The organism is Streptomyces sp. NPDC051243, assembly GCF_044455405.1.
Taxonomy (GTDB): Bacteria; Actinomycetota; Actinomycetes; order Streptomycetales; family Streptomycetaceae; genus Streptomyces.
Genome location: NZ_JBITES010000003.1, coordinates 681,612 through 706,562, shown reverse-complemented (window position 1 = coordinate 706,562; position 24,951 = coordinate 681,612). Strand labels below are relative to the sequence as shown.

21 protein-coding genes are annotated in these 24,951 nt (G+C 71.9%); 13 read left to right on the top strand and 8 right to left on the bottom strand.

Features of this window, described 5'->3' with window-relative positions; genetic code table 11:
• Nucleotides 1–103 precede the first annotated feature (103 nt).
• Nucleotides 104–757 carry a pirin family protein gene (locus ACIBAG_RS10430; RefSeq protein WP_399103316.1) on the bottom strand — a complete coding sequence of 218 codons (654 nt, stop codon included), beginning with the start codon at nt 755–757 and terminating at the stop codon, nt 104–106.
• Between the two features lie 317 nt (nt 758–1,074).
• Here ACIBAG_RS10430 and fasR point away from each other — a divergent pair, with 317 nt between their 5' ends.
• The 5 genes from fasR (at nt 1,075) to fabF (ending at nt 6,037) form a co-directional block, all read left to right on the top strand.
• A complete protein-coding gene (gene fasR, locus ACIBAG_RS10425) occupies nt 1,075–2,280 on the top strand; it encodes a fatty acid biosynthesis transcriptional regulator FasR (protein WP_399103192.1) in 1,206 nt (401 codons plus the stop codon).
• An 89-nt stretch (nt 2,281–2,369) separates the two neighbouring features.
• On the top strand, nt 2,370–3,281 hold the full coding sequence (locus ACIBAG_RS10420; protein WP_399103190.1) for an ACP S-malonyltransferase: 912 nt from the start codon (nt 2,370–2,372) through the stop codon (nt 3,279–3,281).
• Between the two features lie 15 nt (nt 3,282–3,296).
• The gene (locus tag ACIBAG_RS10415) at nt 3,297–4,328 is read left to right on the top strand and encodes a ketoacyl-ACP synthase III (RefSeq protein ID WP_399103188.1); all 1,032 of its coding nucleotides are present in this window, start codon (nt 3,297–3,299) and stop codon (nt 4,326–4,328) included.
• A gap of 103 nt (nt 4,329–4,431) precedes the next feature.
• Complete coding sequence (locus ACIBAG_RS10410; RefSeq protein WP_004001566.1) at nt 4,432–4,680, top strand: acyl carrier protein; 249 nt, start codon at nt 4,432–4,434, stop codon at nt 4,678–4,680.
• Between the two features lie 85 nt (nt 4,681–4,765).
• Entirely contained in the window at nt 4,766–6,037 is a 1,272-nt protein-coding gene (fabF, locus tag ACIBAG_RS10405) for a beta-ketoacyl-ACP synthase II (RefSeq protein WP_399103185.1), read from the top strand.
• 67 nt (nt 6,038–6,104) lie between these two features.
• Here fabF and ACIBAG_RS10400 read toward each other — a convergent pair whose 3' ends face one another.
• The gene (locus ACIBAG_RS10400) at nt 6,105–6,599 is read right to left on the bottom strand and encodes a DUF3145 domain-containing protein (RefSeq protein WP_399103183.1); all 495 of its coding nucleotides are present in this window, start codon (nt 6,597–6,599) and stop codon (nt 6,105–6,107) included.
• Between the two features lie 254 nt (nt 6,600–6,853).
• Here ACIBAG_RS10400 and ACIBAG_RS10395 point away from each other — a divergent pair, with 254 nt between their 5' ends.
• Nucleotides 6,854–7,747 carry an SGNH/GDSL hydrolase family protein gene (locus ACIBAG_RS10395; RefSeq protein WP_399103181.1) on the top strand — a complete coding sequence of 298 codons (894 nt, stop codon included), beginning with the start codon at nt 6,854–6,856 and terminating at the stop codon, nt 7,745–7,747.
• Between the two features lie 10 nt (nt 7,748–7,757).
• Complete coding sequence (locus ACIBAG_RS10390) at nt 7,758–8,735, top strand: aldose epimerase family protein (protein WP_399103179.1); 978 nt, start codon at nt 7,758–7,760, stop codon at nt 8,733–8,735.
• 91 nt (nt 8,736–8,826) lie between these two features.
• Here the strand turns inward: ACIBAG_RS10390 and ACIBAG_RS10385 are convergent, their stop codons facing one another.
• Together ACIBAG_RS10385 and ACIBAG_RS10380 are read right to left on the bottom strand one after the other, a co-directional pair.
• The gene (locus ACIBAG_RS10385; protein ID WP_399103176.1) at nt 8,827–11,274 is read right to left on the bottom strand and encodes a beta-glucosidase H; all 2,448 of its coding nucleotides are present in this window, start codon (nt 11,272–11,274) and stop codon (nt 8,827–8,829) included.
• 182 nt (nt 11,275–11,456) lie between these two features.
• Complete coding sequence (locus ACIBAG_RS10380) at nt 11,457–11,858, bottom strand: RidA family protein (protein ID WP_399103174.1); 402 nt, start codon at nt 11,856–11,858, stop codon at nt 11,457–11,459.
• A gap of 49 nt (nt 11,859–11,907) precedes the next feature.
• Here ACIBAG_RS10380 and ACIBAG_RS10375 point away from each other — a divergent pair, with 49 nt between their 5' ends.
• On the top strand, nt 11,908–12,852 hold the full coding sequence (locus ACIBAG_RS10375; protein ID WP_399103171.1) for a LysR family transcriptional regulator: 945 nt from the start codon (nt 11,908–11,910) through the stop codon (nt 12,850–12,852).
• A gap of 87 nt (nt 12,853–12,939) precedes the next feature.
• On the top strand, nt 12,940–14,196 hold the full coding sequence (locus ACIBAG_RS10370; protein WP_399103169.1) for a pyroglutamyl peptidase: 1,257 nt from the start codon (nt 12,940–12,942) through the stop codon (nt 14,194–14,196).
• On the opposite strand, the gene ACIBAG_RS10365 is transcribed toward ACIBAG_RS10370, so the two are convergent.
• Both ACIBAG_RS10365 and ACIBAG_RS10360 read right to left on the bottom strand, forming a co-directional pair.
• The gene (locus tag ACIBAG_RS10365; RefSeq protein ID WP_399103167.1) at nt 14,186–14,986 is read right to left on the bottom strand and encodes an EI24 domain-containing protein; all 801 of its coding nucleotides are present in this window, start codon (nt 14,984–14,986) and stop codon (nt 14,186–14,188) included. The two genes, ACIBAG_RS10370 and ACIBAG_RS10365, sit on opposite strands and share 11 nt — an antisense overlap.
• A gap of 118 nt (nt 14,987–15,104) precedes the next feature.
• Nucleotides 15,105–15,968, bottom strand: coding sequence for a hypothetical protein (locus tag ACIBAG_RS10360; RefSeq protein WP_399103164.1), 864 nt, complete (start codon nt 15,966–15,968; stop codon nt 15,105–15,107).
• A gap of 173 nt (nt 15,969–16,141) precedes the next feature.
• Between ACIBAG_RS10360 and ACIBAG_RS10355 the strand changes: the two genes are divergently transcribed.
• Together ACIBAG_RS10355 and ACIBAG_RS10350 are read left to right on the top strand one after the other, a co-directional pair.
• Nucleotides 16,142–18,724 carry a M14 family zinc carboxypeptidase gene (locus ACIBAG_RS10355; protein ID WP_399103162.1) on the top strand — a complete coding sequence of 861 codons (2,583 nt, stop codon included), beginning with the start codon at nt 16,142–16,144 and terminating at the stop codon, nt 18,722–18,724.
• Nucleotides 18,721–19,872 (top strand): serine hydrolase domain-containing protein, encoded by a 1,152-nt coding sequence (locus ACIBAG_RS10350; protein ID WP_399103160.1) that lies wholly within the window; start codon nt 18,721–18,723, stop codon nt 19,870–19,872. The genes ACIBAG_RS10355 and ACIBAG_RS10350 overlap by 4 nt, the downstream gene beginning before the upstream one ends.
• 73 nt (nt 19,873–19,945) lie before the next feature.
• On the opposite strand, the gene ACIBAG_RS10345 is transcribed toward ACIBAG_RS10350, so the two are convergent.
• Together ACIBAG_RS10345 and ACIBAG_RS10340 are read right to left on the bottom strand one after the other, a co-directional pair.
• The gene (locus tag ACIBAG_RS10345; protein WP_399103157.1) at nt 19,946–20,365 is read right to left on the bottom strand and encodes an organic hydroperoxide resistance protein; all 420 of its coding nucleotides are present in this window, start codon (nt 20,363–20,365) and stop codon (nt 19,946–19,948) included.
• Nucleotides 20,366–20,472: 107 nt separating this feature from the next.
• Nucleotides 20,473–21,471 carry an NADP-dependent oxidoreductase gene (locus tag ACIBAG_RS10340; RefSeq protein WP_399103155.1) on the bottom strand — a complete coding sequence of 333 codons (999 nt, stop codon included), beginning with the start codon at nt 21,469–21,471 and terminating at the stop codon, nt 20,473–20,475.
• Between the two features lie 116 nt (nt 21,472–21,587).
• Here ACIBAG_RS10340 and ACIBAG_RS10335 point away from each other — a divergent pair, with 116 nt between their 5' ends.
• Together ACIBAG_RS10335 and ACIBAG_RS10330 are read left to right on the top strand one after the other, a co-directional pair.
• Entirely contained in the window at nt 21,588–22,040 is a 453-nt protein-coding gene (locus ACIBAG_RS10335) for a MarR family winged helix-turn-helix transcriptional regulator (protein WP_399103152.1), read from the top strand.
• Nucleotides 22,041–22,204: 164 nt separating this feature from the next.
• The gene (locus ACIBAG_RS10330) at nt 22,205–24,931 is read left to right on the top strand and encodes a LuxR C-terminal-related transcriptional regulator (RefSeq protein WP_399103150.1); all 2,727 of its coding nucleotides are present in this window, start codon (nt 22,205–22,207) and stop codon (nt 24,929–24,931) included.
• The last annotated feature ends 20 nt before the right edge of the window (nt 24,932–24,951 follow it).

Below are 24,951 nucleotides of genomic sequence, written 5' to 3'. Positions count from 1 at the left end.
TCTCGGCTCTTCTCTGCCGAGCGGGTGTCCGACCTCTCCATTGGACGCCACTTGGCCCCCTCCGGCACCTCGGGCACCTCAGGCCTCGGCGCCCGGCCTCCCGCTACCCGGCCATCTCCCAGACCAGCAGCTCCGCCCCGCTCACCCCTACCGCCTCCACGTCCTTGGCGTCCGTGATCCGCACGGCGTCACCGGCGGCCAACTCCTCGCCGGCCAGGCGCACTTCCCCGCGCACGACATGCACGTACACATACGCCCCGTCGGGCACCGCCGTCCGCTCCCCCGCCGCAAGACGCCTTACGTGAAGCATCGCGCCCGCCTCCGGGACGGCGTACGGCGTCGAGTCCGCGATGCCGTGGACGATCTCGTACGACGGGTCCCCGCCCGGCGTCAGCGGGGCCAGCCACGTCTGGATGAAGGTCAGGGGCGTGTCGGCGTCGTTGCGCTCGACGTGCCGTACGCCGCCCGCCGAGCTCAGCCGCTGTACGTCGCCGGGGCGGACCCGGGTCTCGTGGCCGGTGGAGTCGCGGTGGGTCAGTTCGCCCTCCACCACCCACGTGACGATCTCGGTGTGGCTGTGCGGGTGCTCGTCGAAGCCGGCGCCGGGGGCGAGCCGCTCCTCGTTGCAGGCGATCATCGCGCCGAAGCGGAGGTTACCCGGGTCGTAGTGCGGGCCGAAGGAGAAGGCGTGGCGTGACTCGATCCCCGCTGCCGGATCCCCTCCGGGATAGCGCTCCGCGGCGCGCCGTACGTCCATCACGGGACCACGGTAGCCCTGCCGACCAGCCCACACCGACGCCGGCCAGGTGCCCACACCACCGCCGGGCAAGTGCCCACCAACCGCACTGGTCCGACGACGCCGGCCGCGAGGGAGCTATAGGGGCGCGTCGGTGTCGAGACGGCTGGGGCCCCCCTGCTCGAAGAGCTTGGGGGAGCGCGGAGGCCCGAAGGGTCGAGCACGATCGCCGTCTCGACACCGACATGCGGCGCCCCGGAGGCGACCGAGCCATCAACGAGGCACATCACAACCCCCTCCGGCACGCGCACCCGTCCCGATAAGGCAGTCTTGTCCCCGTGCCCGAACCCGAAGCCCGTAAGTCCGAAGCCTCCGTGCACGACGTCCACCCGCACTCCGCGACCCTGAAGCGGCTCGAGAAGTCGTCCGGTTCGCTTGCCGCGCAGGCCATCGCGCGGATGGACGAGACGCTGCCGTGGTACCGGGCCATGCCCCCGGAGAACCGTTCCTGGATCGGTCTCGTCGCCCAGGCCGGTATCGCCGCCTTCACCGAGTGGTTCCGGCATCCCGACGCGCCGCAGGCCATTTCCACCGACGTCTTCGGAACAGCGCCCCGCGAGCTGACCCGCGCCATCACCCTCCGCCAGACCGTGGAGATGGTGCGCACCACCATCGAGGTCATGGAGTCGGCCATCGACGAGGTGGCGGCGCCCGGTGACGAGAGCCTGCTGCGCGAGGCGCTGCTCGTGTACGCCCGGGAGATCGCCTTCGCCACCGCCCAGGTCTACGCCCAGGCGGCCGAGGCACGCGGTGCCTGGGACGCCCGCCTGGAGTCGCTCGTGGTCAACGCCGTGCTCAGCGGCGAGGCCGACGAGGGGGCCGTGTCGCGGGCCGCGGCGCTCGGCTGGAACTCGCCCGAGCACGTCTGCGTGGTCCTCGGCACCGCACCCGACGGGGACAGCGAACTGACCGTCGAGGCCATCCGGCGCGCCGCGCGGCACGCCAAGCTCCAGGTGCTCACCGGTGTGCTCGGAGACCGGCTCGTGGTCATCGCGGGCGGCAGCGACAATCCGCTCGCCGTCGCGAAGTCGCTGATCGGGCCGTACGCCGCCGGGCCGGTCGTGGCCGGGCCCGTCGTCCCCGATCTGCTGGCCGCCACCCGGTCCGCGCAGGCCGCGGCCGCCGGGCTCAAGGCGTGTTCCGCCTGGCAGGACGCCCCGCGCCCGGTGCTCGCGGACGACCTGCTCCCGGAACGTGCCATCGCGGGTGATCCGAGCGCGCGCGAACAGTTGGTGGAGGAGATCTACAGACCACTGGAAGAGGCCGGGTCGGCTCTGCTGGAGACGCTCTCGGTCTATCTCGAACAGGCGAGCAGTCTGGAGGGCGCGGCGCGGATGCTCTTCGTGCATCCCAACACCGTGCGCTACCGGCTTCGACGTGTGACTGACGTCACCGGCTGGTCGCCGTCCGATGTACGCTCCGCGTTCACTCTGCGGATCGCGCTGATCCTGGGGCGTCTGGTCCACGGCGATCTCCAGCTCTAGGGTTTTGTCGGGGGCCCACAAAACCCCCTCGTGTTCTTCGTCCTTGTCCCCACGGGCGGCTGCGGCCGTCCCCAAGAGAGAGTGTGAGAGTGCTCGTACTCGTCGCTCCCGGCCAGGGCGCCCAGACGCCCGGCTTCCTGACCCCCTGGCTCGAACTGCCCGGTGCCGCCGACCGTCTCGGTGCCTGGTCGGACGCCATCGGACTGGACCTCGCCCACTACGGCACGCAGGCCGACGCGGACGCCATCCGGGACACCGCCGTGGCGCAGCCGCTGCTCGTCGCGGCCGGCATCCTGTCCGCCGCGGCACTGGGTGACATTTCTCCCGGCGCGGTCGCCGGCCACAGCGTCGGTGAGATCACCGCGGCCGCCTACGCGGGCGTGCTGGACGACACCGCCGCGCTGACCCTCGTACGCAAGCGCGGGCTCGCCATGGCCGAGGCCGCCGCGATCACCGAGACCGGCATGTCGGCGCTGCTCGGCGGCGACCCGGAGGTCTCGGTCGCGCACCTGGAGAAGCTCGGCCTCACCCCGGCGAACATCAACGGCGCCGGCCAGATCGTGGCCGCCGGCACGATGGAGCAGCTCGCCGCGCTGAACGAGGACAAGCCCGAGGGCGTGCGCAAGGTCGTCCCGCTGAAGGTCGCCGGCGCGTTCCACACGCACCACATGGGCCCGGCGGTCGAGAAGCTGGCCGAGGCCGCCAAGGAGCTCGTCCCCGCCGACCCGAAGCTGACCTACGTCTCCAACAAGGACGGCCGGGCGGTCGCCACCGGCGCCGAGGTGCTGGAGCGTCTCGTCGGGCAGGTCGCCAACCCGGTCCGCTGGGACCTGTGCATGGAGACGTTCAAGGAGCTCGGCGTCACGGCCCTGATCGAGGTGTGCCCGGGCGGCACGCTGACCGGTCTGGCCAAGCGCGCGCTGCCCGGTGTCAAGACCCTGGCGCTCAAGACCCCCGACGACCTGGACGCTGCTCGCGAGCTCATCGCAGAGCACGCCTGACAAGGAGCCCGGAGCATGGCGAAGCTGAAGCCCAGCAAGGGCGCCCCGTACGCGCGCATCCTCGGTGTCGGCGGGTACCGCCCGACGCGGGTGGTGCCCAACGAGGTGATCCTGGAGAAGATCGACTCGTCCGACGAGTGGATCCGTTCGCGCTCCGGCATCGAGACGCGGCACTGGGCGAACGACGAGGAGACCGTCGCCGCGATGTCCATCGAGGCGTCCGGCAAGGCGATCGCCGACGCCGGGATCTCCGCCGAGCAGATCGGCGGCGTGATCGTCTCGACCGTGTCGAACTTCCGGCAGACCCCGGCCGTCGCCACCGAGATCGCCGACAAGCTCGGCACGAACAAGGCCGCCGCCTTCGACATCTCGGCCGGCTGCGCGGGCTTCGGCTACGGCCTCACCCTCGCCAAGGGCATGATCGTCGAGGGCTCCGCGGAGTACGTCCTCGTCATCGGCGTGGAGCGCCTCAGCGACCTCACCGACCTGGAGGACCGGGCGACGGCCTTCCTGTTCGGCGACGGCGCCGGCGCGGTCGTCGTGGGCCCGTCCCAGGAGCCGCACATCGGCCCGACGGTGTGGGGCTCCGAGGGCGACAAGTCCGAGACGATCAAGCAGACGGTGCCGTGGGACCAGTACCGGATCGGCGACGTCTCCAAGCTCCCGCTGGACAGCGAGGGCAACGTCAAGTTCCCTGCGATCACGCAGGAGGGCCAGGCGGTGTTCCGCTGGGCCGTGTTCGAGATGGCGAAGGTCGCCCAGCAGGCGCTGGACGCGGCCGGAATCACCCCGGACGACCTGGACGTCTTCATTCCGCACCAGGCCAACGAGCGGATCATCGACTCGATGGTGAAGACTCTCAAGCTGCCGGAGCACGTCACGGTCGCCCGCGACGTGCGCACCACCGGCAACACCTCGGCCGCCTCGATCCCGCTCGCGATGGAGCGGCTCCTGGCGACCGGCGAGGCGAAGAGCGGCGACACCGCGCTAGTCATCGGATTCGGGGCGGGTCTCGTATACGCCGCCACGGTCGTTACTCTCCCCTAGGCACTCCGTGCCGGATCATGCGAACCGGCACGGGAAGAAGCACCACCTGCCGCTGCCGCGGCGGGCGCCAAACCCTCTGAACAAACAACGAAGGAGCGCCAACATGGCCGCCACTCAGGAAGAGATCGTCGCCGGTCTCGCCGACATCGTGAACGAGATCGCCGGCATCCCGGTTGAGGACGTCCAGCTGGACAAGTCCTTCACCGACGACCTGGACGTCGACTCGCTGTCCATGGTCGAGGTCGTCGTCGCCGCCGAGGAGCGCTTCGACGTCAAGATCCCCGACGAGGACGTCAAGAACCTCAAGACCGTGGGCGACGCGACCGACTACATCCTCAAGCACCAGGGCTGATCTTCCGATCAGACCTGGGGCCGCCTGCCCCGCCACCCGGCGGTGGCGCCGCTGAATCCTCGTATCCGTTGGAGAAAGAATTCCCGTGAGCTCGACCAATCGCACCGTGGTCGTCACCGGTATCGGCGCAACCACACCGCTGGGTGGCGACGCGGCCTCTACCTGGGAGGGCCTGGTCGCCGGACGTTCCGGCGTCAAGCCCCTGGAGCAGGAGTGGGCCGCCGAGCAGGCGGTCCGGATCGCCGCGCCGGTCGCCGTGGAGCCGACCGAGGTCATCCCCCGGCCGCAGGCCCGCCGGCTCGACCGCTCGGCGCAGTTCGCGCTGATCGCCGCGCAGGAGGCCTGGAAGGACGCCGGGTTCGAGGCCAAGGCCGGCGAGGACTCGACCGTCGACCCGGACCGCCTCGGCGCGGTCATCGCCTCCGGCATCGGTGGCGTGACGACGCTGCTCGACCAGTACGACGTGCTGAAGGAGAAGGGCGTCCGCCGCGTCTCCCCGCACACCGTCCCCATGCTGATGCCGAACAGCCCCTCCGCCAACGTGGGTCTGGCCGTGGGCGCCCGTGCGGGCGTGCACACGCCGGTCTCCGCGTGTGCGTCGGGTGCCGAGGCCATCGGCTACGCCATCGAGATGATCCGCACCGGCCGCGCGGACATCGTCGTCGCGGGCGGCACGGAGGCGGCGATCCACCCGCTGCCGATCGCCGCGTTCGGCAACATGATGGCGATGTCCAAGAACAACGAGAACCCGCAGGGCGCGTCGCGTCCCTACGACGTCGCTCGTGACGGCTTCGTCCTCGGCGAGGGCGCGGGCGTGATCGTCCTGGAGTCCGCCGAGCACGCCGCCAAGCGCGGTGCGCGGGTGTACGCCGAGGCCGTCGGGCAGGGCATCTCCGCCGACAGCCACGACATCGTGCAGCCGGAGCCGGAGGGCCGGGGCATCTCGCACGCCCTGCAGAACCTGCTGGAGCGGACCGACCTGGACCCGGCGGAGATCGTGCACGTCAATGCGCACGCCACGTCCACGCCGGCCGGTGACATCGCCGAGTTGAAGGCGCTGCGGAAGGTGTTCGGTGACGACGCGGACCACATGGCCGTGTCGGCGACGAAGTCGATGACCGGGCATCTGCTGGGTGGTGCCGGTGGTGTGGAGACGGTCGCGACCGTGCTCGCGCTGTACCACCGGGTGGCTCCGCCGACCATCAACATCGAGAACCTGGACCCGGAGGCCGAGGCGAACGCCGACGTCGTCCGTGGCGAGGCGCGCAAGCTGCCCGTCGAGGGCCGGATCGCCGCGCTGAACGACTCGTTCGGGTTCGGCGGTCACAACGTGGTGCTGGCGTTCAGGACCGTCTGAGCGGCATCCATACGTACGTGAAGGGCCCCCACCTCGAAAGGGTGGGGGCCCTTCACGTGTCCCGGCTTCACACCACTTGGTGCAACCAGCGCACCGGCGCTCCCTCACCCGCGTACCTGAACGGCTCCAACTCGTCGTCCCACGGTTTGCCCAGGAGCTTGGCGATCTCCGCCTCCAGGTCCGTCTCTCCGCGCTGTGAGCGGGCCAGGGCCGCCCTCAAGCGGTCCTCGGGGATCAGGATGTCGCCGTGGATGCCCGTCACCGCGTGGAAGATGCCCAGGTCGGGGGTGCAGCTGTAGCGCTCGCCCTCGGCCGTGGGGCAGGGCTCGGCCGTGACCTCGAAGCGCAGCAGGTGCCAGCCGCGCAGCGCCGACGCCAGCTTGGAGGCCGTGCCGGCCTCGCCCTGCCAGCTGAACTCCGAGCGCCAGGTGCCAGGTGCGGCCGGCTGCCGGATCCAGTCGAGGCTGACGCGTGTGCCGAGCACGCCGGCGACGGCCCACTCGACGTGCGGGCACAGCGCGCGCGGCGCGGAGTGCACGTACAGAACTCCACGTGTCGTCACCGGTACCTCCGGGCAGAGCGGACATTGTGCGAACTGGCGGACGATCGTGGCCGGGCAGCCACGTTGATGGCGAGGCTACCGTGCGGCGGCGCAAGGAGTGTGACGTACCGTCGGTCCCGCTGCCGTCAAACGTCCGCCATTCACCCGGCAGGACGCTTGTACGGGTGTGAGCCGTTGCATGAGCCGGGTGGGAACCCTTGTGCGTTGTCATTGGTTGGAAACCATGACGGGGACGACGAGGGGATGGACCAGGGATGCGGAAGCGCCGGCACCGTGCGCGCGCTGTCTTCGCCGCCGTGACCGCGGGGGCCGTGCTGGGGGTCGCCGGGTGTGACGCCGTCGGCGGCAACTCCCCGGCGCCGTCCGGCACCGAGGCGCAGAGTGCGCGCCCGTCGCCGAAGCCGACGCCGGCCTGGGACCGCAGCCCCGCCTCGATCGCGGCCGTGGGCGACTCCATCACCACCGGCTTCGATGCCTGTACGGTCCTGTCGGACTGCCCCGAGGTGTCGTGGGCGACCGGCAGCAGTCCCAAGGTCGACAGTCTGGCCGTACGGCTGCTGGGGGCGCGGAAGGCGGCCACGCACAGCTGGAACTACGCCGTGACCGGGGCGCGGATGGCGGACGTGGCCGGGCAGATGACGCGGGCGGTGACGCGCGAGCCGGAGCTGGTGACGGTGATGGCGGGGGCGAACGACGCCTGCCGGGACAGGGCCGACGCGATGACCTCGGTGGCCGACTTCCGGGCGCAGTTCGAGGACGCCATGGGCACGCTGCGGGACGCCCTGCCGAGGACGCAGGTGTATGTGGCGAGCGTGCCGAATCTGATGCGGCTGTGGGAACAGGGCCGTACGAACCCGCTGAGCAAGCAGGTGTGGAAGCTCGGCATCTGCCCGTCGATGCTGAGTGACCCCGACTCCCTCACCGCGCCGGCGACCCAGCGGCGCGAGTCGGTGCAGGAGCGGGTCGAGGCGTACAACAAGGTGTTGAAGGACGTCTGCGAGAAGGACCGCGGGTGCCGTTTCGATGACGGCGCGGTGTACGACTTCCGGTTCGGTGTCGAGCAGCTGAGCCAGTGGGACTGGTTCCACCCGAGTGTGAACGGTCAGGCGAGGCTGGCCGAGATCGCCTACCGGACCGTCACGAACTAGTGTCTCGCTCATGAGCGAACACTTCGGCACACTTTCCGACGGCACCCGGGTCCACCGCTGGACGCTGGAGCGCGCGGGCGTGCGGGTAGGGGTGCTGTCGTACGGCGGGATCGTGCAGTCGCTGGAGGTGCCGGACCGCGACGGACGTACGGCGAACGTGGTCCTGGGGTTCGCCGACCTGGACGGTTATCTGTCCCACCCGGGGCCCTACTTCGGCGCCCTCATCGGGCGGTACGCCAACCGGATCGCGGGCGGCCGCTTCCCGCTGGACGGCGTGACGTACGCGCTGGAACCCAACAACCCGCCCAACTCCCTGCACGGCGGCGAGCGCGGCTTCGACAAGCGGGTGTGGGAGGGGACGCCGGTCGAGCACGGGGTGCGCCTGAGCCGGGTCAGTCCGCACGGCGAGGAGGGTTTCCCCGGGCGGCTGGAGGTCTCGGCGACCTACACGCTGTCGTCCGACGGGGCGCTGCGCATCGCCTACGAGGCGGTGACGGACGCGCCGACCGTGGTGAACCTGACCAACCACGGCTACTTCAACCTCGCCGGTTCCGGGTCCGGGAACGCGGGCGGGCACGAACTGCGGCTGGCCGCCTCCCGGTTCACGCCCGTCGACGCGGACCTGATTCCGACCGGCGACCTGGACGAGGTCGCGGGCACCCGCTTCGACTTCCTTCAGCCGCGCAAGGTGGGCGCCGGGTACGACCACAACTTCGTGCTCGACAAGGGGGTGACGGAGAGTGCGCAGGACGTCGCCGAGCTCCATGACCCGTCGACCGGGAGGGTGCTGACGGTTTCGACCACCGAGCCCGGCCTCCAGCTCTACACCGCCGACCATCTGACCGAGCCGTACGCCCCGGGTGACGGGATCGCCCTGGAGACCCAGCACTTCCCGGACTCCCCGAACCGGCCGCGGTTCCCGAGCACGGTGCTGCGGCCGGGTGAGGTGTTCCGTTCGGAGACGGTGTACGGCTTCTCGGTGCGCTGATCCGCCGCACATCCGCCCCTGTGCACACCAGGAGCCCCGGTCCGGGCGTCAGGTACCGGACCGGGGCTGTTCCTGGGGTACTTCTCCCGCGTCAGACGTTAATCGTCACGGCCAGTCGGCGGTCGGCGATCGAGCGCCCGGCCTGGATCTCGTACGAACCCTTCACAAACATCCACGAATTGGTCTTCTCGTCCCACGTCTCGAAGGCCCGGCGCGGAAGTTCGACCACCGCCTCGACGCTCTCCCCCGGTCCCGCCTCCACGCCCGCGAACCCGGCCAGCCATCGCGCCGGACGCTCGGCGTCGGCGTCCGCCTCCACCGGCGCCAGGTAGACCTGTACGACCTCGCGCCCGGCGCGCTCGCCGGAGTTGCGGACGCGGACCGTGACCGTGGTGCCCTCGGCCTTGGCGGACTCGTATGTCCAGTCGGTGTAGCCGAGGCCGTGCCCGAAGGGGTACGACGGGACCCGGCCCTCCTTCTCCCAGGCGCGGTAGCCGATGAAGACGCCCTCGGTGTACGGGAGTTCGCCGTCGGACGGGACGACCTGGCTGACCGGGGCGTCGGCCAGGGAGCCCCAGGTGGTGGGCAGCCGGCCGCCCGGCTCGTGCGCCCCCGTGAGGACGTCCGCCAGGGCCGCGCCGCCCTCCTGGCCGGGGAACCAGCTCAGCAGCACGGCGGCGACGTCCTCGCGCCAGGGCAGTTCCACCGGGGAGCCGGAGTTGACGACCACGACGGTGCGGGGGTTGACAGCGGCGACGGCGCGTACCAGGTCGTCCTGGCGGCCGGGCAGCGTCAGGTCGGTCCGGTCGAAGCCCTCCGACTCGACACGCTCGGTGGTGGCGACCACGACGACGGCCGTGTCGGCGCCGCGGGCCGCCTCGACGGCCTCGGCGATCAGCTCGTCGGGGTCGCGCTGCGGCTCCTGGTGGGCGAGGGCGAAGATGATCGCCCGCATCGGCGCGTTCTCGGGCAGTTCGACGACGTAGGTGAGGGAGACGTCGACCGGTTCGCCGGCGGTGAGTTCGGCCTGGGCGCGGGGTGTGGGCTCGCCGAAGAAGGTGATGAAGGGGTCGTCCTCGGGAGGGTTCTGGACGTCGTCGAAGTACGTCGTGCCCCCGATGGTGAGCGTGAAGGTACCGATGCCCTGGATGCCGAAGGTGTGCGGGCCGCTCTCGCGCGGGGTGAAGGTGCCGGTCAGCTCGACGGTGTGCAGCCGCTCGTGCGTGACCCCGTCGGGCAGGGCCGACGGACCCATCCACTTGAGCTGGCCGCCCGGGGCGGAGTCGGAGCCGATGACGTTCCCGTCGGTGTCGCGGCACACCGCGCGCAGTGCGAAGCCCGTGTCGAAGACGGAGAGTTCGGTGTTCGGGTAGGCGCCGACGGCGTAGGTCGGGATGCCCTCGGGGAGGGCGGCGGTGAGGCCGTCGAGTGGGGAGACGATCCGCGCCGGGAAGACCGTGGCGGAGCCGCCACCGAGCACACGGGCGTCGCGGGCCGCGGCCCCGATGAGCGCGACCGTGCCGTTCGGCCGCAGCGGGAGGACACCGCCCTCGTTGCGGACCAGGACGAACGAGCGGCGGGCGATCTCGCGGGCCAGTTGCGTGCCGTCGACGGCCTCGGGGAGTTCGGTGACGACCGGTTCGGCGCCGTCGAGGGCGCCGACCCGGGCGGCGAGCCGCAGGACGTTGCGCACCGCCTCGTCGACCTTGGCCCCCGATACCTTGCCGTCCCGTACGGCCTGGGCGAGGGCGTCGCCGTACACGGTGTCGGGCCCGGGCATGGCGACGTCGAGTCCGCCCTCGATGGCACCGACGGTGGAGCGGGCGGCGACCCAGTCGGAGACGTTGAAGCCGTCGAAGCCCCATTCGCCGCGCAGGACCTCGTTCACCAGGTAGTGGTGCTCGGTCATCGTCGTGCCGTTGACCGTGTTGTATGCGGTCATGATGCCCCAGGGGTGGGCGTTGGCGACGATGAGCTCGAAGGGTGCCAGGTACAGCTCGCGCAGGGTGCGTTCGGAGAGCAGGTTGTTCACCGTGAAGCGCTCGGTCTCGGCGTCGTTGGCGACGAAGTGCTTGACGGTGGTGCCGACGCCACCGGACTGGACGCCGTTCACATACCCCGCGCCGATCGTCCCGGTGAGGTACGGGTCCTCGCTGTACGCCTCGAAGTGGCGGCCGCCGAGCGGGGAGCGGTGGAGGTTGACCGTCGGGGCGAGCAGTACGTGCACGCCCTTGCGGCGCGCCTCCTGGGCGAGGAGGGTGCCGGCCCGGTGGGCGAGTCCGGGGTCCCAGGTGGCGGCGAGGGCGGTGGGTGAGGGCAGCGCGACGGACGGGTCGTCGGCAGTCCAGCGCACGCCCCGGACGCCGATCGGACCGTCGGACATGACGAGGGACTGCAGACCGATCTCGGGGAGTTCGGGCAAGGTCCACATGTCCTGGCCGGAGAGCAGCCGCGCCTTCGCGTCGAGGTCGAGCCGGGCCAGAGCGGCCTCGACGACCGCCTCGCGAGCTGCGTCGGCCTGGGTGCGGGTTCCCGCCATCGCGGTGCCTCCTCGTTGAGTCACTTACACGTCTCAATCCTTCCTGGGCCACGGCGAAGGGCTCGAAACCGCAACCATCGATTGAGGAACCCCCACGGCGAGCAACCACGTCCGCGAGAGCGGCGGCGGTTCAGCCGCACAGAAGGGCGCGCTGCCGAGTACGGCGACCGCCCCGGACTTCCTCACGCTGCTGGGCGAGATCCCGGGCTGACGGCCGCGACGACCTCCACCTCCAGCAGCGCCTCCGGCCGGAACAGCCTCGGCACCTCGAAGGTCATGCTGGTGGGCGGGGTGCCGGTGAGGAACTGCCGGCGTACGGTGCCGTACTCCTGCAGGGTGCCGATGTCGGTGAGGCAGGTGCGGATGTTGATGATGTCGGCCAGGCTCGCGCCGTGGGGCTCCAGCAGCGCGGCGATCGTCTCGAAGATGCCGCGGGTCTGTTCGGCCACGGTGGCGCCCTCGGCGATCTGCCCGGAGAGGAACAACAGGGCGCTGCCGTCGGCGTGTTCGACGCGGGCGACCTGGGAGTAGTACGGGCTAAGGGGCTGGGGTGCGGAGGCCGGGTTGTCGAGGGTGATCTGCATGCCTTCGACGCTAGGTTCGGAGTTGAGATGCGACAAGCGAATGTCCAGCATGGCTGTCATGCCGAATCACCATGAGCTCCCCGAGGTGTCCACCGTCTGGCTGAGGGCTTTCCTGGAGGTCGTCCGGCACGGCTCCTTCACCGGCGCGGCCCGGACCCTCGGGTGGACGCAATCGGCGGTGTCCCGTCAGATCGCCACGTTGGAACGGGAGTTGGGCGGCGCCCCGCTCTTCGACCGGCTGCCCCGGGGTGTACGGCTCACCGAGGCCGGGCGGGTTCTCGCGCCGTATGCCGAGGCCGTGGCGGAGTCGCTGCACGCCGCGGCGGGCGAACTCACCGCCCTGCGCGAGGTCACGGGCGGAAGATTGCGGTTCGGGGCCTTCGCCACGGCCGACGCGGCGCTGGTGCCGCAGGCGCTGGCCGCCTTCCGCGCGCGGCACCCACACGTGCACGTGACCCGCGAGGAAGGCTTCACCCCGGCGCTCCTGGACCGCCTGACCGCCGGACATCTCGATCTGGCGGTCGTCTCGACCACGGGCCGGGCCCCGCTGGAGGCGTACGAACTCCACCATCTCCTCGACGAGTCCCTGTACGTCGCCGTGCCCGCCGGGCACCCCCTCGTGGACCAGGGCCGGCCCGTCCGGCTGGGTCAACTGGCCGACGAGGACTGGATCTCCGGCGGCTCCCGCCCCGAGGGCACCCTCCTCGACGCGGCCCTTCGGCAGGGTTTCCGGCCGCGTGTCGCGCACGTCGTCGGCGAGTGGACCGCCAAACAGGGCTACGTCGCCGCAGGCCTCGGCGTGACGCTCGTCCCCGCACTGGCCGCCGAGTCCGTGCGGCCGGACGTCGCGCTGCTGCCGGTGCTGGACGAGGGCGCCCCGGCGCGGGCGGTGTACGCGGCGACCGCGAGGGGGCGGTCGCCGACTGCGGCCGGGGAGGCGTTCGTGGGCGCGCTGCGGGAAGCCGCGGGGAAGATTCCCCGCACCATGGCGTAGACCTCTCCCGCCACGCGATACTTCCCGCGTCCCGCACGACGCACGCTCTGCCTCACCCCCCACCGTGACGGAAGGACCGGAACTCCCTTGAATTCCCTACGCGTTCGGATCGGCGTCCTCGGCCTCGCCCTGCTGGCCGGCCTCTCGGCTCCGACGACCGGGGCGGCCGCCGCCGGAACGGCGCCCGCGCCGACCGTCGAGGAGCAGCGCCTCGACAAGGCGGTCCCCCAGGAGATCCTGCGCCGCTCCGGATTCGACGCCCTGGCGGCGGACTTCACCCGCGACCTCGCCGCCGCGCGCTCCTACGCACAGGCCCGTCTCGTCGTCGCACGCGAGGCGTCGGCGCTGTGGCGCAGGGCCGTCGACCGGGCGCAGGGGCGGGGTCCCGCGGGCGGTGATCTGAGCCGGGACGACGATCGGCCGCTGTACTGGGCGCGGCTGTCGATGACGCGGGATGTGCGGGGCTGGGAGCCGGGGTTCGGCCTGAGCGACGGTCAGCGTGCCGCGCTGCTCGACCTGGTGGAGCGGGCCTCACGTGGCCAGACCGACATCGGCTACCCGCACGGAGACGGGATCAGAAGGATTCTGGTCACCGGCTTCGACCCCTTCACCCTCGACCGCGACATCCGTATCTCCAACCCGTCCGGGGCGACCGCGCTCGCGCTCGACGGCACGGTGATCCAGACGGCGGAGGGGCCGGCGCGGGTGGAGACCGCCGTGTTCCCGGTGCGCTGGCAGGACTTCGCCGAAGGGACGGTGGAGCGGACGCTGCGGCCGTATCTGAGGAAGGTCGACCTGTTCACGACGGTGAGCCAGGGGCGCGTCGGGAAGTTCGACATCGAGCGGACCAACGGGGCCTGGCGGGGCGGGTTCCCCGACAACGAGAACCTCTCCCGGACCGAGACGATCCCGGTCACCGACCCGGCCTCGCAGCCGCAGTGGACGTCGACGACGCTGCCGTACAAGGAGATCGTCGCGGCCGACACCGGCCGGTTCCCCGTGTACGACAACACGAGCGTGACCGAGATCCCGGCGGGAGGCACGGAGGCGGTCGTACGGCCGGGCGGGCCGACCGAGGGGTCCACCGCGCGGGCCGGGGGCGGCGGGAACTACCTGTCCAACGAGATCGCCTACCGGGCGACGCTGCTCCGGGACCGGCTCGGACTGCACGACACGCTGCCGGGCGGGCATGTGCACACGCCGGTGCTGCAGTTCGGGGCGGGCAACACGGACCCGGCGACGGGGTCGGTGACCGACCCCGAGTTCGTGCGGAACCGGCTGGACATCATCGCCCAGGTCCGGGCGATCCTGAAGGTGGCGGCGGACAGCCCGGTCACCACCTGACGTGCTCTCCGTCGGGCGCGGGCGCCGCTTCCTCCTGGGTCCGGGTCTCCTCCTCCATCAGCTCCCGCGCCATCAGCGTCGCCCCCGCCACCGCGCCCGGCATCAGGAACACCGCGACGAACGGGACCAGGAAGGCGGCGGCGAGGGGCGTGCCGAAGCCCCAGACCAGGGTCTTGCGGGAGCGGAGCATCCCCAGGCGGTCGCGGAGTTCGACCCGGCGGCGCTGGAGGGCGACGGCCGTGAGTTCCTCGGTGAGGAAGAAGCCGGTGACCGCGACGCCGATCACCGGTACGACGGTCTGGCCGACGACCGGGATGAAGCCGAGGGCGAAGAGCAGCACGCCCCAGAGGGCGGCACGCACCACGACCCGCAGGCTGTCGCGGCCCGAGATCCACAGCTCGCGCCAGAGCGGCAGGCCGGACTCGGGTGCCGTGCCGTCGGGGGAGACGTCCCGGTCGACCTTCTCGGAGAGGTTCTCGTAGAAGGGCTGGCCGATCAGCAGGGTGACCGCGGTGAAGGTGACGACGGACAGGAGCAGTCCCAGGGCGAACAGGACGGCGGTGAGGAAGCCGCGGAACAGGCCCTGCCAGGGGCTCGACCAGTCGTCGGCGAACGGCGTGGACCAGCCCACGAAGTCCTCGCCCCACAGCGCGAGCGCGACCAGTGCGGCCGCGTAGAGCACCAGGGTGATCAGGCCCGGGATCAGCCCGAAGCCGTACTGCTTGCCGTGCCGGGCCACCCATCGCTGGCCCCTGAGCAGATACCTGAAACCGGCACCAAGATCGCGCATGGAGGGAACTCTAGTCGGGGCTTGTCACACGACAGTCACAGCGCTTTCGAGGCCCGGTCACCAGAGGCCCTTCCCCCAAGGTCACCACAGTCCCTTCCCCCAAGGTCACCACCGCATCTCACGCGGGCGTCACCGTCACCACGACCCCCCGCTCCGCCGCCGGGCTCACCGCCGCAGACACCCGTACCGCCACCGCCCGTGCCACCCGCCCCGCCTGCGACGCGCCCGCGAGCAGCAGCGGCTGTATCCGTTCCAGCCCGGCCACCAGCAGTTCCTCCCCGGCGACCAGGACCGGACGCGCCGCCTTCGTGGTCGCCGCCGCTGCCTCCGTGAGGTCGGCGAGCGGCGGGAGGGTGGCCCGTACGACGTTCGCTCCGGCGGCGCCCGCGCGTTCCGCCAGGGCCACCTGGAGCGGCATCAGCGGGGCCAGCGCCGCCGTCAACGCGTCGGCGATACGGCGCAGTTCCGGGGACGACTCGCGCAGGACCTCCGCCGCCGAGCGCAGCAGCGGCGTCAGGGCGAGCAGCGCGCCCGCCGCGAGGCCCGCCGTGGCCGGCAGCAGGGGCGAGGTCGCCTCGATCAGTTCGCCCAGTGCCGCCGCGAACTCCTCGACCGCCGGCTCCACCGCGTCCAGCACCGGCAGCAGGCTGTCGCCGAGGGCGGTCAGCAGGGCCTGCGCGGGTTCGCTCACCGGGTGGACCGCGAGGGGCGCACCGCTGCTGCCGAGCCGGGTGAGGGTCTCGACGATGCGGTAGAAGGCCTCCTGGGCCTGCGGTGACGCGCTCGCCTCGGCCAGTTCGGCGGTGGTCTGCCGCAGTACGCGCAGGACCTCGGCGCCCGAACCGTCCCTGGGGTCGAAGGTGTTGATCGCGATACGGGTGATGTTCCCGGCCGTGTCCAGGAGTTGGCCGGTGATGTCGGTCGTGCTGCGTGCCATGCGAAGTACGTCGTCCCTGCTGGGGAGCGTGGGGATCGTTGCCATGCCGCCCTCTCCTCGCGTCACACACCCGTTGCCCGGTGCCCACAGCATGCCCTCTCCGGACGCCCCGGACGGGCCGTACGGGGTATCCGTGACACCAACTCCCTCTTGTTGCGGTTGAGTCGAACAGGTACACCTCGCCGTACCGATCTTTGGAAGTTCCGGAGGAGGTACGCGTGCGCACCACGAGAACCGTTCCTGCGAGACCCGTTCTGATCACCGCCCTCGCCCTCACCACGGCGGGCTCCCTGCTCCTCACCCCGCAGACCGCCGGCGCGGAGCCCGGGCCGCCCCCGGTCCACCGCGAAGCCGCGCCGGACGAGCATGCGGCGCAAACGCCCGCGAGCGCCGCCCAGCGGGCCCTGACCACGGCCGGGACCGCCTCCGAGGCGATCTCCGACGACAGCCGCGGCTATCCGCGCCGGCAGGTCCTCACCCCCGACCCCGAGAACCCGGCCGACAAGTCGATCAAGCTCGGCCTCACCCCGTACCACGCCATCGCGCCGAAGCTGAACTCGCTCCAGGCCCTCGGCGACCGGGTGAGCGTCGAGGTCGCCGGCCGCTCGGCCGGCGGGCACCGGCTCTACCTCGTCACCGTCACCGCCCCGGAGACCGCCCGCCAGGCCCGCGCCCAGGCAGGGATGCGCGAACTCATCGAGAGCGCACCCGCCCTCGCGGCCAAGTCCCCCGAGATCAGGAAGACGTACAAGACGCCCGTCTTCGTCAACAACAACATCCACGGCAACGAATGGGAGGGCACCGACGCCTCCCTGGAGCTGATCGAGCGCCTCGCCACCGCGCAGGACGACCGGACCCGGGACCTTCTCGCTCACAGCCGCCTCTACTTCAACATCACGGCCAACCCGGACGGCCGTATCGCGGGCACGCGCGCGAACGCCAACGGCTTCGACATGAACCGGGACTTCGTCACCGCCTCGCAGCCCGAGGTGCGGGCGATGCGGCAGATCATGACCGCCAAGCAGCCGGCCGTCATGCTCGACGTGCACGGCTACGTCAACGGCACGCTCATCGAGCCCACCACTCCCCCGCACGGCGAGAACTACGAGTACGACCTCTTCCTGAAGAACACCTACGCCAACGCCCTCGGCATGGAGGCCGCCGTCAACGGCCTCGGCTACACGCCCGAGAAGGACGGCGTGCAGCCCGCGCAGATCCCGTTCCGGGACCAGGAGGAGGGCTGGGACGACTGGCCGCCGATCTTCACCCCGCAGTACGCGGCCTTCCACGGCACGGTCGCCGCGCACACGGTGGAGATCCCGCTGCGGGTGAACAACGCCGACTACAACGCCCTGCCGGTCGCCGAGTTGCGCCGCCGGTCCGCGATCAACGTCGATGTCGCCGGGGCCGCCCTGCGCGCCACCCTCGACTTCGTCCAGGCGAGGCGGACCTCGCTGGTCGCCGACCAGATCGAGGTCTTCCGGCGGGGAGCGGCGGGCGCCGCGCAGGTGCCGGTGTCCGCGCAGACCGTGCCGGGCGTCCCCGGCATCGGCCCCGAGGACGTGTACACGACCACCTTCCCCCGCGCGTACGTCATCCCGGCCGGACGCGGCGACCAGCGCTCGGCGACCGCGGCGGCCCGCCTCGTCGACCATCTCCTCGCCAACGACATACGGGTCACCCGCGCGGCACACGCCTTCCGGCTCGGCGGCCGGACGTACGCCGAGGGCTCGTACGTCATCGACATGCGCCAGCCCAAGCGCGGTCTCGCGAACGCGCTCCTCGCGGACGGGCGGGACATCAGCGACAAGGTCTCGGTGATGTACGACATCTCGGGCTGGAGCCTGGGCCGGCTGTGGGGCGCGTCCGTCGAGACGCTGCCGGGTCTGCCGTACGGCGGCGTGCTGCGCCCCGTCCGCGCGGCGGCCCCCGTCGCGTACGTCGCCCCGCGCGGCGACCTGCGGCTGCGGCTCGACGACCCGAACGAGATCGCCGCCCTCAACTCCCTGCTGCGCCAGGGCGTCGAGGCCCGCCGCGCCGCCGACGGCAGTGCGATCGTGCCGGGCTCGGCTCGCGGCCGGGCGGCGGAGGCGGCTCGCGCCTACGACGTCGCCTTCCACGCCACGAAGCTCACCGGCACCACTCCGCTGCACCGCACCCGCGTCGCCGCCGCCGTCACGCCGGGTGAGCTGCTGGCGCTGCGGGAGATGAACTTCGAGGTCACCCCGGTCTCGACGGGTGTGCTGAACGCCGGATTCGACTGGTCGTCGGTGGATGTGCTGTTCGTGTCGACGGGACTCGACCACGACGACCTGAACCCCGGTGCCCGTACGGCCCTCGACGCCTTCCTAGCCGGGCACGGCCTGGTCGGCCGGGGTGCCGGCGGTGCCGCGCTCGGCTCGGCGACCGGGCTGCTGGCCGCGAAGCCGGTCGAGGGCAACGGGGACGCCAACGGTGTGGTGCGGGTGGTGAACTCGCGCGGCGCGCTGATGTCGGGGGCCCCGGACCACGGCTTCGTGTACTCGCCCGTGTGGTTCACGGACCTCGGCCCCGAGGTCCGGGTGGAGCAGTCGTACGCGACCGGGAACCCGCTGGTCTCCGGGCACTGGCGGGCGTCGGAGGACGGCTCCGGCGGCCCCGCGGACGCGGCGGGCCGGGCCTCGGTGATCAGCGGTCCGCGCGCGGTGCTCTTCGGTACCGAACCACTCTTCCGGGACCACCCGAAGGGGGAATTCGCGCAGGTGGGGCGGGCATTGTTCACCATGGCACCCGCAAGTGGCCCAGATGAGGAGAGCGGATGACGCAAGAGATCCACGGCACCGTCGCGGACGGCTTCGAGGCGGTACGCGAGGAGTTCGCCGCGTTCGTCGGGCGGGAACTGCCCGACTACGAGGGCCAGTTGTGCGCCTATGTGCACGGTCGCAGGGTCGTCGACCTGTGGGTCGGGGACGGCTGCGAGGCCGACTCCCTCTACGGCGTGTTCTCCTCCACCAAGGGCGCCGCGCACCTCGTGGTCGCGCTGCTCGTGCAGGAGGGCACGCTGGAGCTCGACCGCAAGGTGACGTACTACTGGCCGGAGTTCGGGGCCGAGGGCAAGGGCGGGCTGACGCTGCGCGATCTGCTCGCCCACCGGGCGGGGGTGGTCGGTCTCGACGCCGGGTTCACCAAGGAGGAGCTGGCCGACGACCAGGCCATCGCCGAACGGCTCGCGGACCAGCGGCCGTTCTGGCGCCCCGGCACGGCCTTCGGCTACCACGCGCTGGTCATCGGCGCGCTCACCGGCGAGGTCGTACGGCGGGCCACGGGCCGTACGCTCCAGGAGGTCTACGAGGAGCGGGTGCGCGCACCGTACGGCCTCGACTTCCACCTCGGCCTGCCCGAGGAACTGGAGCCCCGCTACCGCTCCGTGCAGCCGATGGCCCCGACTGCGGAGCAGCAGGCCGTACTGGACTCGGTGCCGACGGGTCCGCACACCCTGGCGTCGATCGCGTTCAACTCCCATGTGCCGGATCCGGGTGAGCTGGTGGACCACGCCAACTCCCGCACGGTGCGCGCGAAGGGGCCCGCGTCGGCGGGCGGGGTCGCGGCGGCGCGCGGGCTGGCCGGTATGTACGCGGCGGCGATCAGCGAGGTGGACGACCGCCCGCCGCTGCTCAAGCCGGACACCATCGCCGAGGTCGGCCAGATCCACTCGACCGGCTACGACCTGGTGGCCCGTACGCACAAATCGTTCGGCCTCGGTTTCCAGGCGGTCGCCGACACCTGGTACCCGTTCCTGGGCGCGGGGGCCTTCGGTCACAGCGGGGCGGGGGGTTCGCAGGCGTTCGCGGATCCCCGCAGCGGGGTCGCCTACGGCTACGTTCGGCGGCGTTGTGCCTTCCCTGGCGGGGCGGCGCCGGAGAACGAGCGGTTCGTGAGAGCGGTGCACCGGGCGGCGCCGGCGGTCTGAGACACCGTGCGTGCAGGACAGAGGCCGCACCCCACGTCCAAGGGTGCGGCCTCCTCCGTAGCAACGAACGGTGTCAGACCAGCGTCACGCTGATGTTGCCGCGCGTCGCCTTCGAGTACGGGCAGACCTGGTGGGCCTTCTCAAGCAGGTCCCGGGCGGTCTGGTCATCGACGTTCGGGATGTGCGCCGAGATCTCGACGATGATCCCGAAGCCGTCGTCGTTCCGGCCGATGCCGACCTTCGCGGTGACGGTCGAGCCGGAGACGTCGGCCTGCTCCTGGCGGGCGACGACGCCCAGGGCGCCCTGGAAGCAGGCGCTGTAGCCGGCCGCGAACAGCTGCTCCGGGTTGGTGCCGGCGCCGCTGCCGCCCATTTCCTTGGGCGGGTTGACGACGACGTCGAGCTTGCCGTCGTCCGTGGCGACCCGGCCGTCGCGGCCGTTCTCGGCGGTGGCGACGGCGGTGTAGAGGACGTCGGTCTGCTGGATGGACATGCGGTGTCTTCTCCTCCTCGGTCCGCCGCGACTCGCGCCCACGATCGACGACGGTTTCGGAAAGAAGTTACCGCATACCGGAAAGCCGTAGAAGACGCCGGTGACCGTCAGAGCTTGACGATCATCTTTCCGGTGTTGTCGCCACGCAGCACCCCGAGGAACGCCTCCAGGTTGTTCTCGATGCCCTCGACCACCGTCTCGCGGTACTTCAGCTGCCCCGAGGCGACCCACGGGCCGACCTCGCCCACGAACTGCGGCTGGAGGTCGTAGTGGTCGCCGACCAGGAAGCCCTCGATGCGGCCGCGGGTCTGGATGAGCCGGGCGAGGTTCCTCGGGCCGGGGGCGGGCTCGGTGTTGTTGTAGACGGAGATCATGCCGCAGACGGCGATCCGGCCGGCCTGGTTCAACGAGCCGATGGCCGCCTCCAGGTGGTCGCCGCCGACGTTGTCGAAGTAGACGTCGACACCGTCGGGGGCGGCCTCGCGCAGCTGCTCGCCCACCGGGCCGTTCTTGTAGTTGAAGGCCGCGTCGAAGCCGTACTCCTCCACCAGGAGCTTGACCTTCTCGTCGGACCCGGCGGAGCCGATGACCCGGGAGGCGCCCTTGAGCTTGGCGATCTGGCCGACCTGGCTGCCCACGGCGCCCGCGGCACCGGACACGAAGACGGAGTCGCCCTCCTTGAAGGCGGCGGTGCGCAGGAGGCCGGCGTAGGCGGTGAGGCCGGTCATGCCGAGGACGCCGAGGTACGTGGAGAGCGGCGCCGCCTGCGGGTCGACCTTGACGGCGTTCCTGGCGTCCACCGCGGCGAATTCGCGCCAGCCGAAGAAGTGCAGGACGTGGTCGCCGACGGCGATGCCCTCGGCGTTGGACTCGACGACCTCGCCGACCGCTCCGCCCTGCATGACCTTGCCGAGCTCGAAGGGGGCGACGTAGGACTTGGCCGCCGACATGCGGCCGCGCATGTACGGGTCGACGGAGAGGTACTTGTTCCGTACGAGCACCTGGCCCTCACCGGGCGTCGGCATCTCGGCGTCGACCAGGGCGAAGTCCTCGGCCTTGGGCCAGCCGACGGGACGGGAGAGCAGGTGCCATTCGCGGTTGGTCATGGGGGGGGCGCCTTTCCGGTGTGCGGGTTTCCACTGCGAGGGTTTTAGTTCAGTACCTGAAACAACCATGCTCCTGAATATTTCATGATGTCAAGTAATGGGGGTAGGCTGAGGGCATGGCCACCTCTCCCAAGACCCACCGCCCCGATGAGCTGACCCTCGAAGTCGTCGACCTCATCGGTGCGGTCGTGGCCCGCTACCACGAGGAGTACGACGAGGCCGCCGCCGAGCACGCTCTCACCGGCGCGCAGGCCCGGCTGCTCAGCCTGCTGTCGCTGGAGCCGCTGCCGATGCGGAAGCTGGCGCAGCGGCTGCGGTGCGAGCCGTCCAACGTGACCGGCATCGTGGACCGGCTGGAGTCCCGCGGCCTGGTGGAGCGCCGCCCCGACCCGGCCGACCGGCGGGTGAAGCTGGCGGCGGCCACCGAGGAGGGCCGGCAGGTGGCGCGCAGCCTCCGGGACTCCCTGCGTTTCGCCAGGGAGCCCCTCGCCGGGCTCTCCGACGGGGAGCGGCGGGCGCTGCGGGATCTGCTGCGGCGGATGCTGGGCGTGGACGCGGAGTCCGTCTGAGCGTTCCCGTCGTCCGTGCGCGGGGGGCCGTGGCGGGAGGCGTCGCTTGCGGGCCGTCTGGTGCGGGGCGAGGATCGGAACGTGGGTGTGCCGCGTTTTCCCGGGGGAACTGTCGATGTGCGGCTACCGCCGCGCGGCCCCCGGACCCCCACACTCGGGCACCCATGAGGTCTGTGATGGGCGTGATGTCGCACTCCGTCGGAGCGGGCCACGGCGATCCCAGCGTGACGGCGGTGACTCCGGGCGGCGATCCGGTGCTCGCCGCCCGGCTCAGGGTTCCGGCCGTGCCGGGGACGTTCGTGCGCAGGGAGCGGCTCGTCGAGCAGCTGACCGAGGGTGCGCTCAGTCCCCTGACGCTGGTCAACGGTCCCGCGGGGGCGGGCAAGACGCTGCTGGTCGCCGACTGGATCAGGGCCCGCGAGCCGGGGGAGGTCGCCTGGCTGACCGTGGAGCCGGAGGACTGCGCGCCCGGCGTCTTCTGGGCGTATGTGCTGCACGCCTTCGGGCACCACGGGATCGCCGTGCCGGAGAACATCGGCAGTCCGGCCCGCCCCGGCGAGGTGGACCACTCGCTGCTGGCCCGGCTCGCGGCCTGGCTGAACGGGCGGGACTCCCGGGTGATCCTCGTCCTGGACGAGTTCGACCGGGTGGCCGGCTGTGCCGAGGTGGCCGAAGGGCTCCAGTTCGTGCTGCGGCACGCCGGCGAGGGACTGCGCCTGGTGATCGTCAGCCGCACCGAGCCGCTGCTGCCGCTGCACCGCTATCGGGCCGCCGGTGAACTCGTCGACATCCGCGCCGACGACCTGGCCTTTCGCGCCGAGGAGACGGCCGCGCTGGTCGACCGGCACGGGCTGCCGCTCTCGGCCGACGGTGCGCGGGTGCTGACCGAACGCACCGGGGGCTGGGCGGCGGGGCTGCGGCTGTGCACCCTGGCCGCGCGCCGGGCCGGTGATCCGGACAGCTTCCTGAAGGAGTTCGAGCCCGGGCACAGCACGGTGGCCGACTTCCTGCTGGGCGAGGTGCTGCGCGTCCAGCCCGCCGAGACCCAGGACCTGCTGCTGCGCACCAGCATCCTGGAGGAGACCCACCCCGATCTGGCCAACGCCCTCACCGGGCGGGACGACGCGGAGCCGATCCTGGAGGAGCTGCAGCGGGCGAACGCGTTCGTCGAGCCCATCGGGCACTCGTGGTACCGGCTGCACCCGCTGTTCGCCGAGATCCTGCGGGTCCATCTGGGCGTCCGCCACCCCGGCCTGGAGCCGGAGCTGCACCGTACGGCCGCCCGGTGGCTGCTGCGGGCGGGCCTGCTGGACGAGGCGCTGCCGCACGCGGCGGACGCCGGTGACTGGGAGCTGGCCGCCGCCGAGTTCATCGACCGGCTGGCGATCGGCCGGCTGCTGACGGGGCTGGCCGCCGAGCGGCTGGACGGCCTGTTCGCCAGGATGGCGCCGGAGGCGTCCGGGCCCGCCCCCGACCTGGTCCGCGCGGCGCGCGAGCTGGCCCATCACGACGTCGACCGGGGGGTCGCCTACCTGCGGCGGGCGGAGGAGAACCTGCCGGGCGGGGACGGCGGGGACGCGGCGGCGGTGCGGCTGAGCTGTGCGGTGCTGCGGGTGCTGGCAGCGCGGGTGGCGGGCTCGGCGGACCTGGCCGAGACGGCGGCACGAGCCGTCGCGGACGCCGAGCGCGCCCTGCCCGCCGACCGGCTGGAGCGGTCTCCGGAGCTGACCGCGCTCATGCTCACCGACCTCGGCTCGGCCCAGCTGTGGGCTGGCCGCTTCGATGCCGCCCGCGCGACGCTGTCCGACGCCGTCCGGACCGCCCAGGGCCCCTCGACCGCCTTCCCCCGGCACGAGGCGCTGAGCCGGCTGGCGCTGATCGACTTCCTGTACGGCCGTCCCGGCCAGGCCGAGTCGCACGCCCGGGGCGCGATCGCCGAGGCGGAGCACTCGGGGCTGCCGGTGTCCGAGGGCACCGGGATGGCCCAGCTGGTGCTGGCCGCAGTGGCGATCGACCGGGACGATCTGGCGGCCGCGCGGGGCCATCTCGACCAGGCGGCCGGCACCACTGCCGCCGCCCGCGATCCGATCGTGGCCGTGGAACTGGCGATCCTGCGCTCCCGGCTGCTCTGCGCGCGGGGGGACGCCCGGGCGGCGCTCCTGGCCCTCGACGACCTGGCGGAGCAGCGGCTGGTCGCCGCCGGGCCCTCGCCGTGGGTGAGCGACCGCATCGCCATGGCCACGGCCGCGGCGCGGTTGGCCGACGGCGATCCGCGGGCCGCGGTGAAGGTCTTCGAGGAGCGGCCCGGGCACAGCTGCCCGGAGAGCCTGGTGGCCGAGGCCTGGGCGCGGGTGGCCGCGGGTGAGGGCGAACGGGCGCTGCGGATCCTCGACGACCTTCCCGAACACCGGAACCGGGGACCGGTCCTCGATGTGTGGGGCCTGCTGACCCGCGCGCGGGCCGTCGACGCGCTCGGCGACTCCGCCGCAGCGGAGAGCCTGCTCCAGAAGGCCCTCACGGCCGCCCGCCCGCATCATCTGCGCCGGCCGTTCCTGGAGGCCGGGCCGTGGGTCCGGCAGCTGCTGCGCGACCGGCCCGCCCTCGCCCGGCAGCACGCCTGGCTGACCGGCACCCTCTCGCGGCGGCCGGTCGACGGGTGGTCGCGGGAGGAGTACACCGGGTACGCCGGCCCTCGCCCCGAGCCGCTCAGCGCGCGGGAACGGGACGTCCTGGAGCGGCTGGCCCAGCTGATGTCCACCGAGGAGATCGCCGCCGATCTGCAGCTGTCGGTCAACACGGTGAAGACCCACCTCAAGAGCATCTACCGCAAGCTGGCCGCCACCCGGCGCGGCGAGGCGGTCCGCCGGGCCCGCGAGCTGGGGCTGCTCTGACGTGTCACCTCGCCCGGGTG

Excerpts from the sequence above, each read along its gene's own strand:
- ACIBAG_RS10350 (WP_399103160.1), top strand. The coding sequence starts at position 18,721 with ATGACGCAAGAGATCCACGGCACCGTCGCGGACGGCTTCGAGGCGGTA.
- ACIBAG_RS10430 (WP_399103316.1), bottom strand. The coding sequence starts at position 757 with ATGGACGTACGGCGCGCCGCGGAGCGCTATCCCGGAGGGGATCCGGCA.
- ACIBAG_RS10380 (WP_399103174.1), bottom strand. The coding sequence starts at position 11,858 with ATGCAGATCACCCTCGACAACCCGGCCTCCGCACCCCAGCCCCTTAGC.
- ACIBAG_RS10345 (WP_399103157.1), bottom strand. The coding sequence starts at position 20,365 with ATGTCCATCCAGCAGACCGACGTCCTCTACACCGCCGTCGCCACCGCC.
- ACIBAG_RS10410 (WP_004001566.1), top strand. The coding sequence starts at position 4,432 with ATGGCCGCCACTCAGGAAGAGATCGTCGCCGGTCTCGCCGACATCGTG.
- ACIBAG_RS10390 (WP_399103179.1), top strand. The coding sequence starts at position 7,758 with ATGAGCGAACACTTCGGCACACTTTCCGACGGCACCCGGGTCCACCGC.
- ACIBAG_RS10335 (WP_399103152.1), top strand. The coding sequence starts at position 21,588 with ATGGCCACCTCTCCCAAGACCCACCGCCCCGATGAGCTGACCCTCGAA.
- ACIBAG_RS10395 (WP_399103181.1), top strand. The coding sequence starts at position 6,854 with ATGCGGAAGCGCCGGCACCGTGCGCGCGCTGTCTTCGCCGCCGTGACC.
- ACIBAG_RS10340 (WP_399103155.1), bottom strand. The coding sequence starts at position 21,471 with ATGACCAACCGCGAATGGCACCTGCTCTCCCGTCCCGTCGGCTGGCCC.
- ACIBAG_RS10360 (WP_399103164.1), bottom strand. The coding sequence starts at position 15,968 with ATGGCAACGATCCCCACGCTCCCCAGCAGGGACGACGTACTTCGCATG.
- ACIBAG_RS10385 (WP_399103176.1), bottom strand. The coding sequence starts at position 11,274 with ATGGCGGGAACCCGCACCCAGGCCGACGCAGCTCGCGAGGCGGTCGTC.
- ACIBAG_RS10415 (WP_399103188.1), top strand. The coding sequence starts at position 3,297 with ATGGCGAAGCTGAAGCCCAGCAAGGGCGCCCCGTACGCGCGCATCCTC.
- ACIBAG_RS10330 (WP_399103150.1), top strand. The coding sequence starts at position 22,205 with ATGAGGTCTGTGATGGGCGTGATGTCGCACTCCGTCGGAGCGGGCCAC.
- ACIBAG_RS10365 (WP_399103167.1), bottom strand. The coding sequence starts at position 14,986 with ATGCGCGATCTTGGTGCCGGTTTCAGGTATCTGCTCAGGGGCCAGCGA.
- ACIBAG_RS10375 (WP_399103171.1), top strand. The coding sequence starts at position 11,908 with ATGGCTGTCATGCCGAATCACCATGAGCTCCCCGAGGTGTCCACCGTC.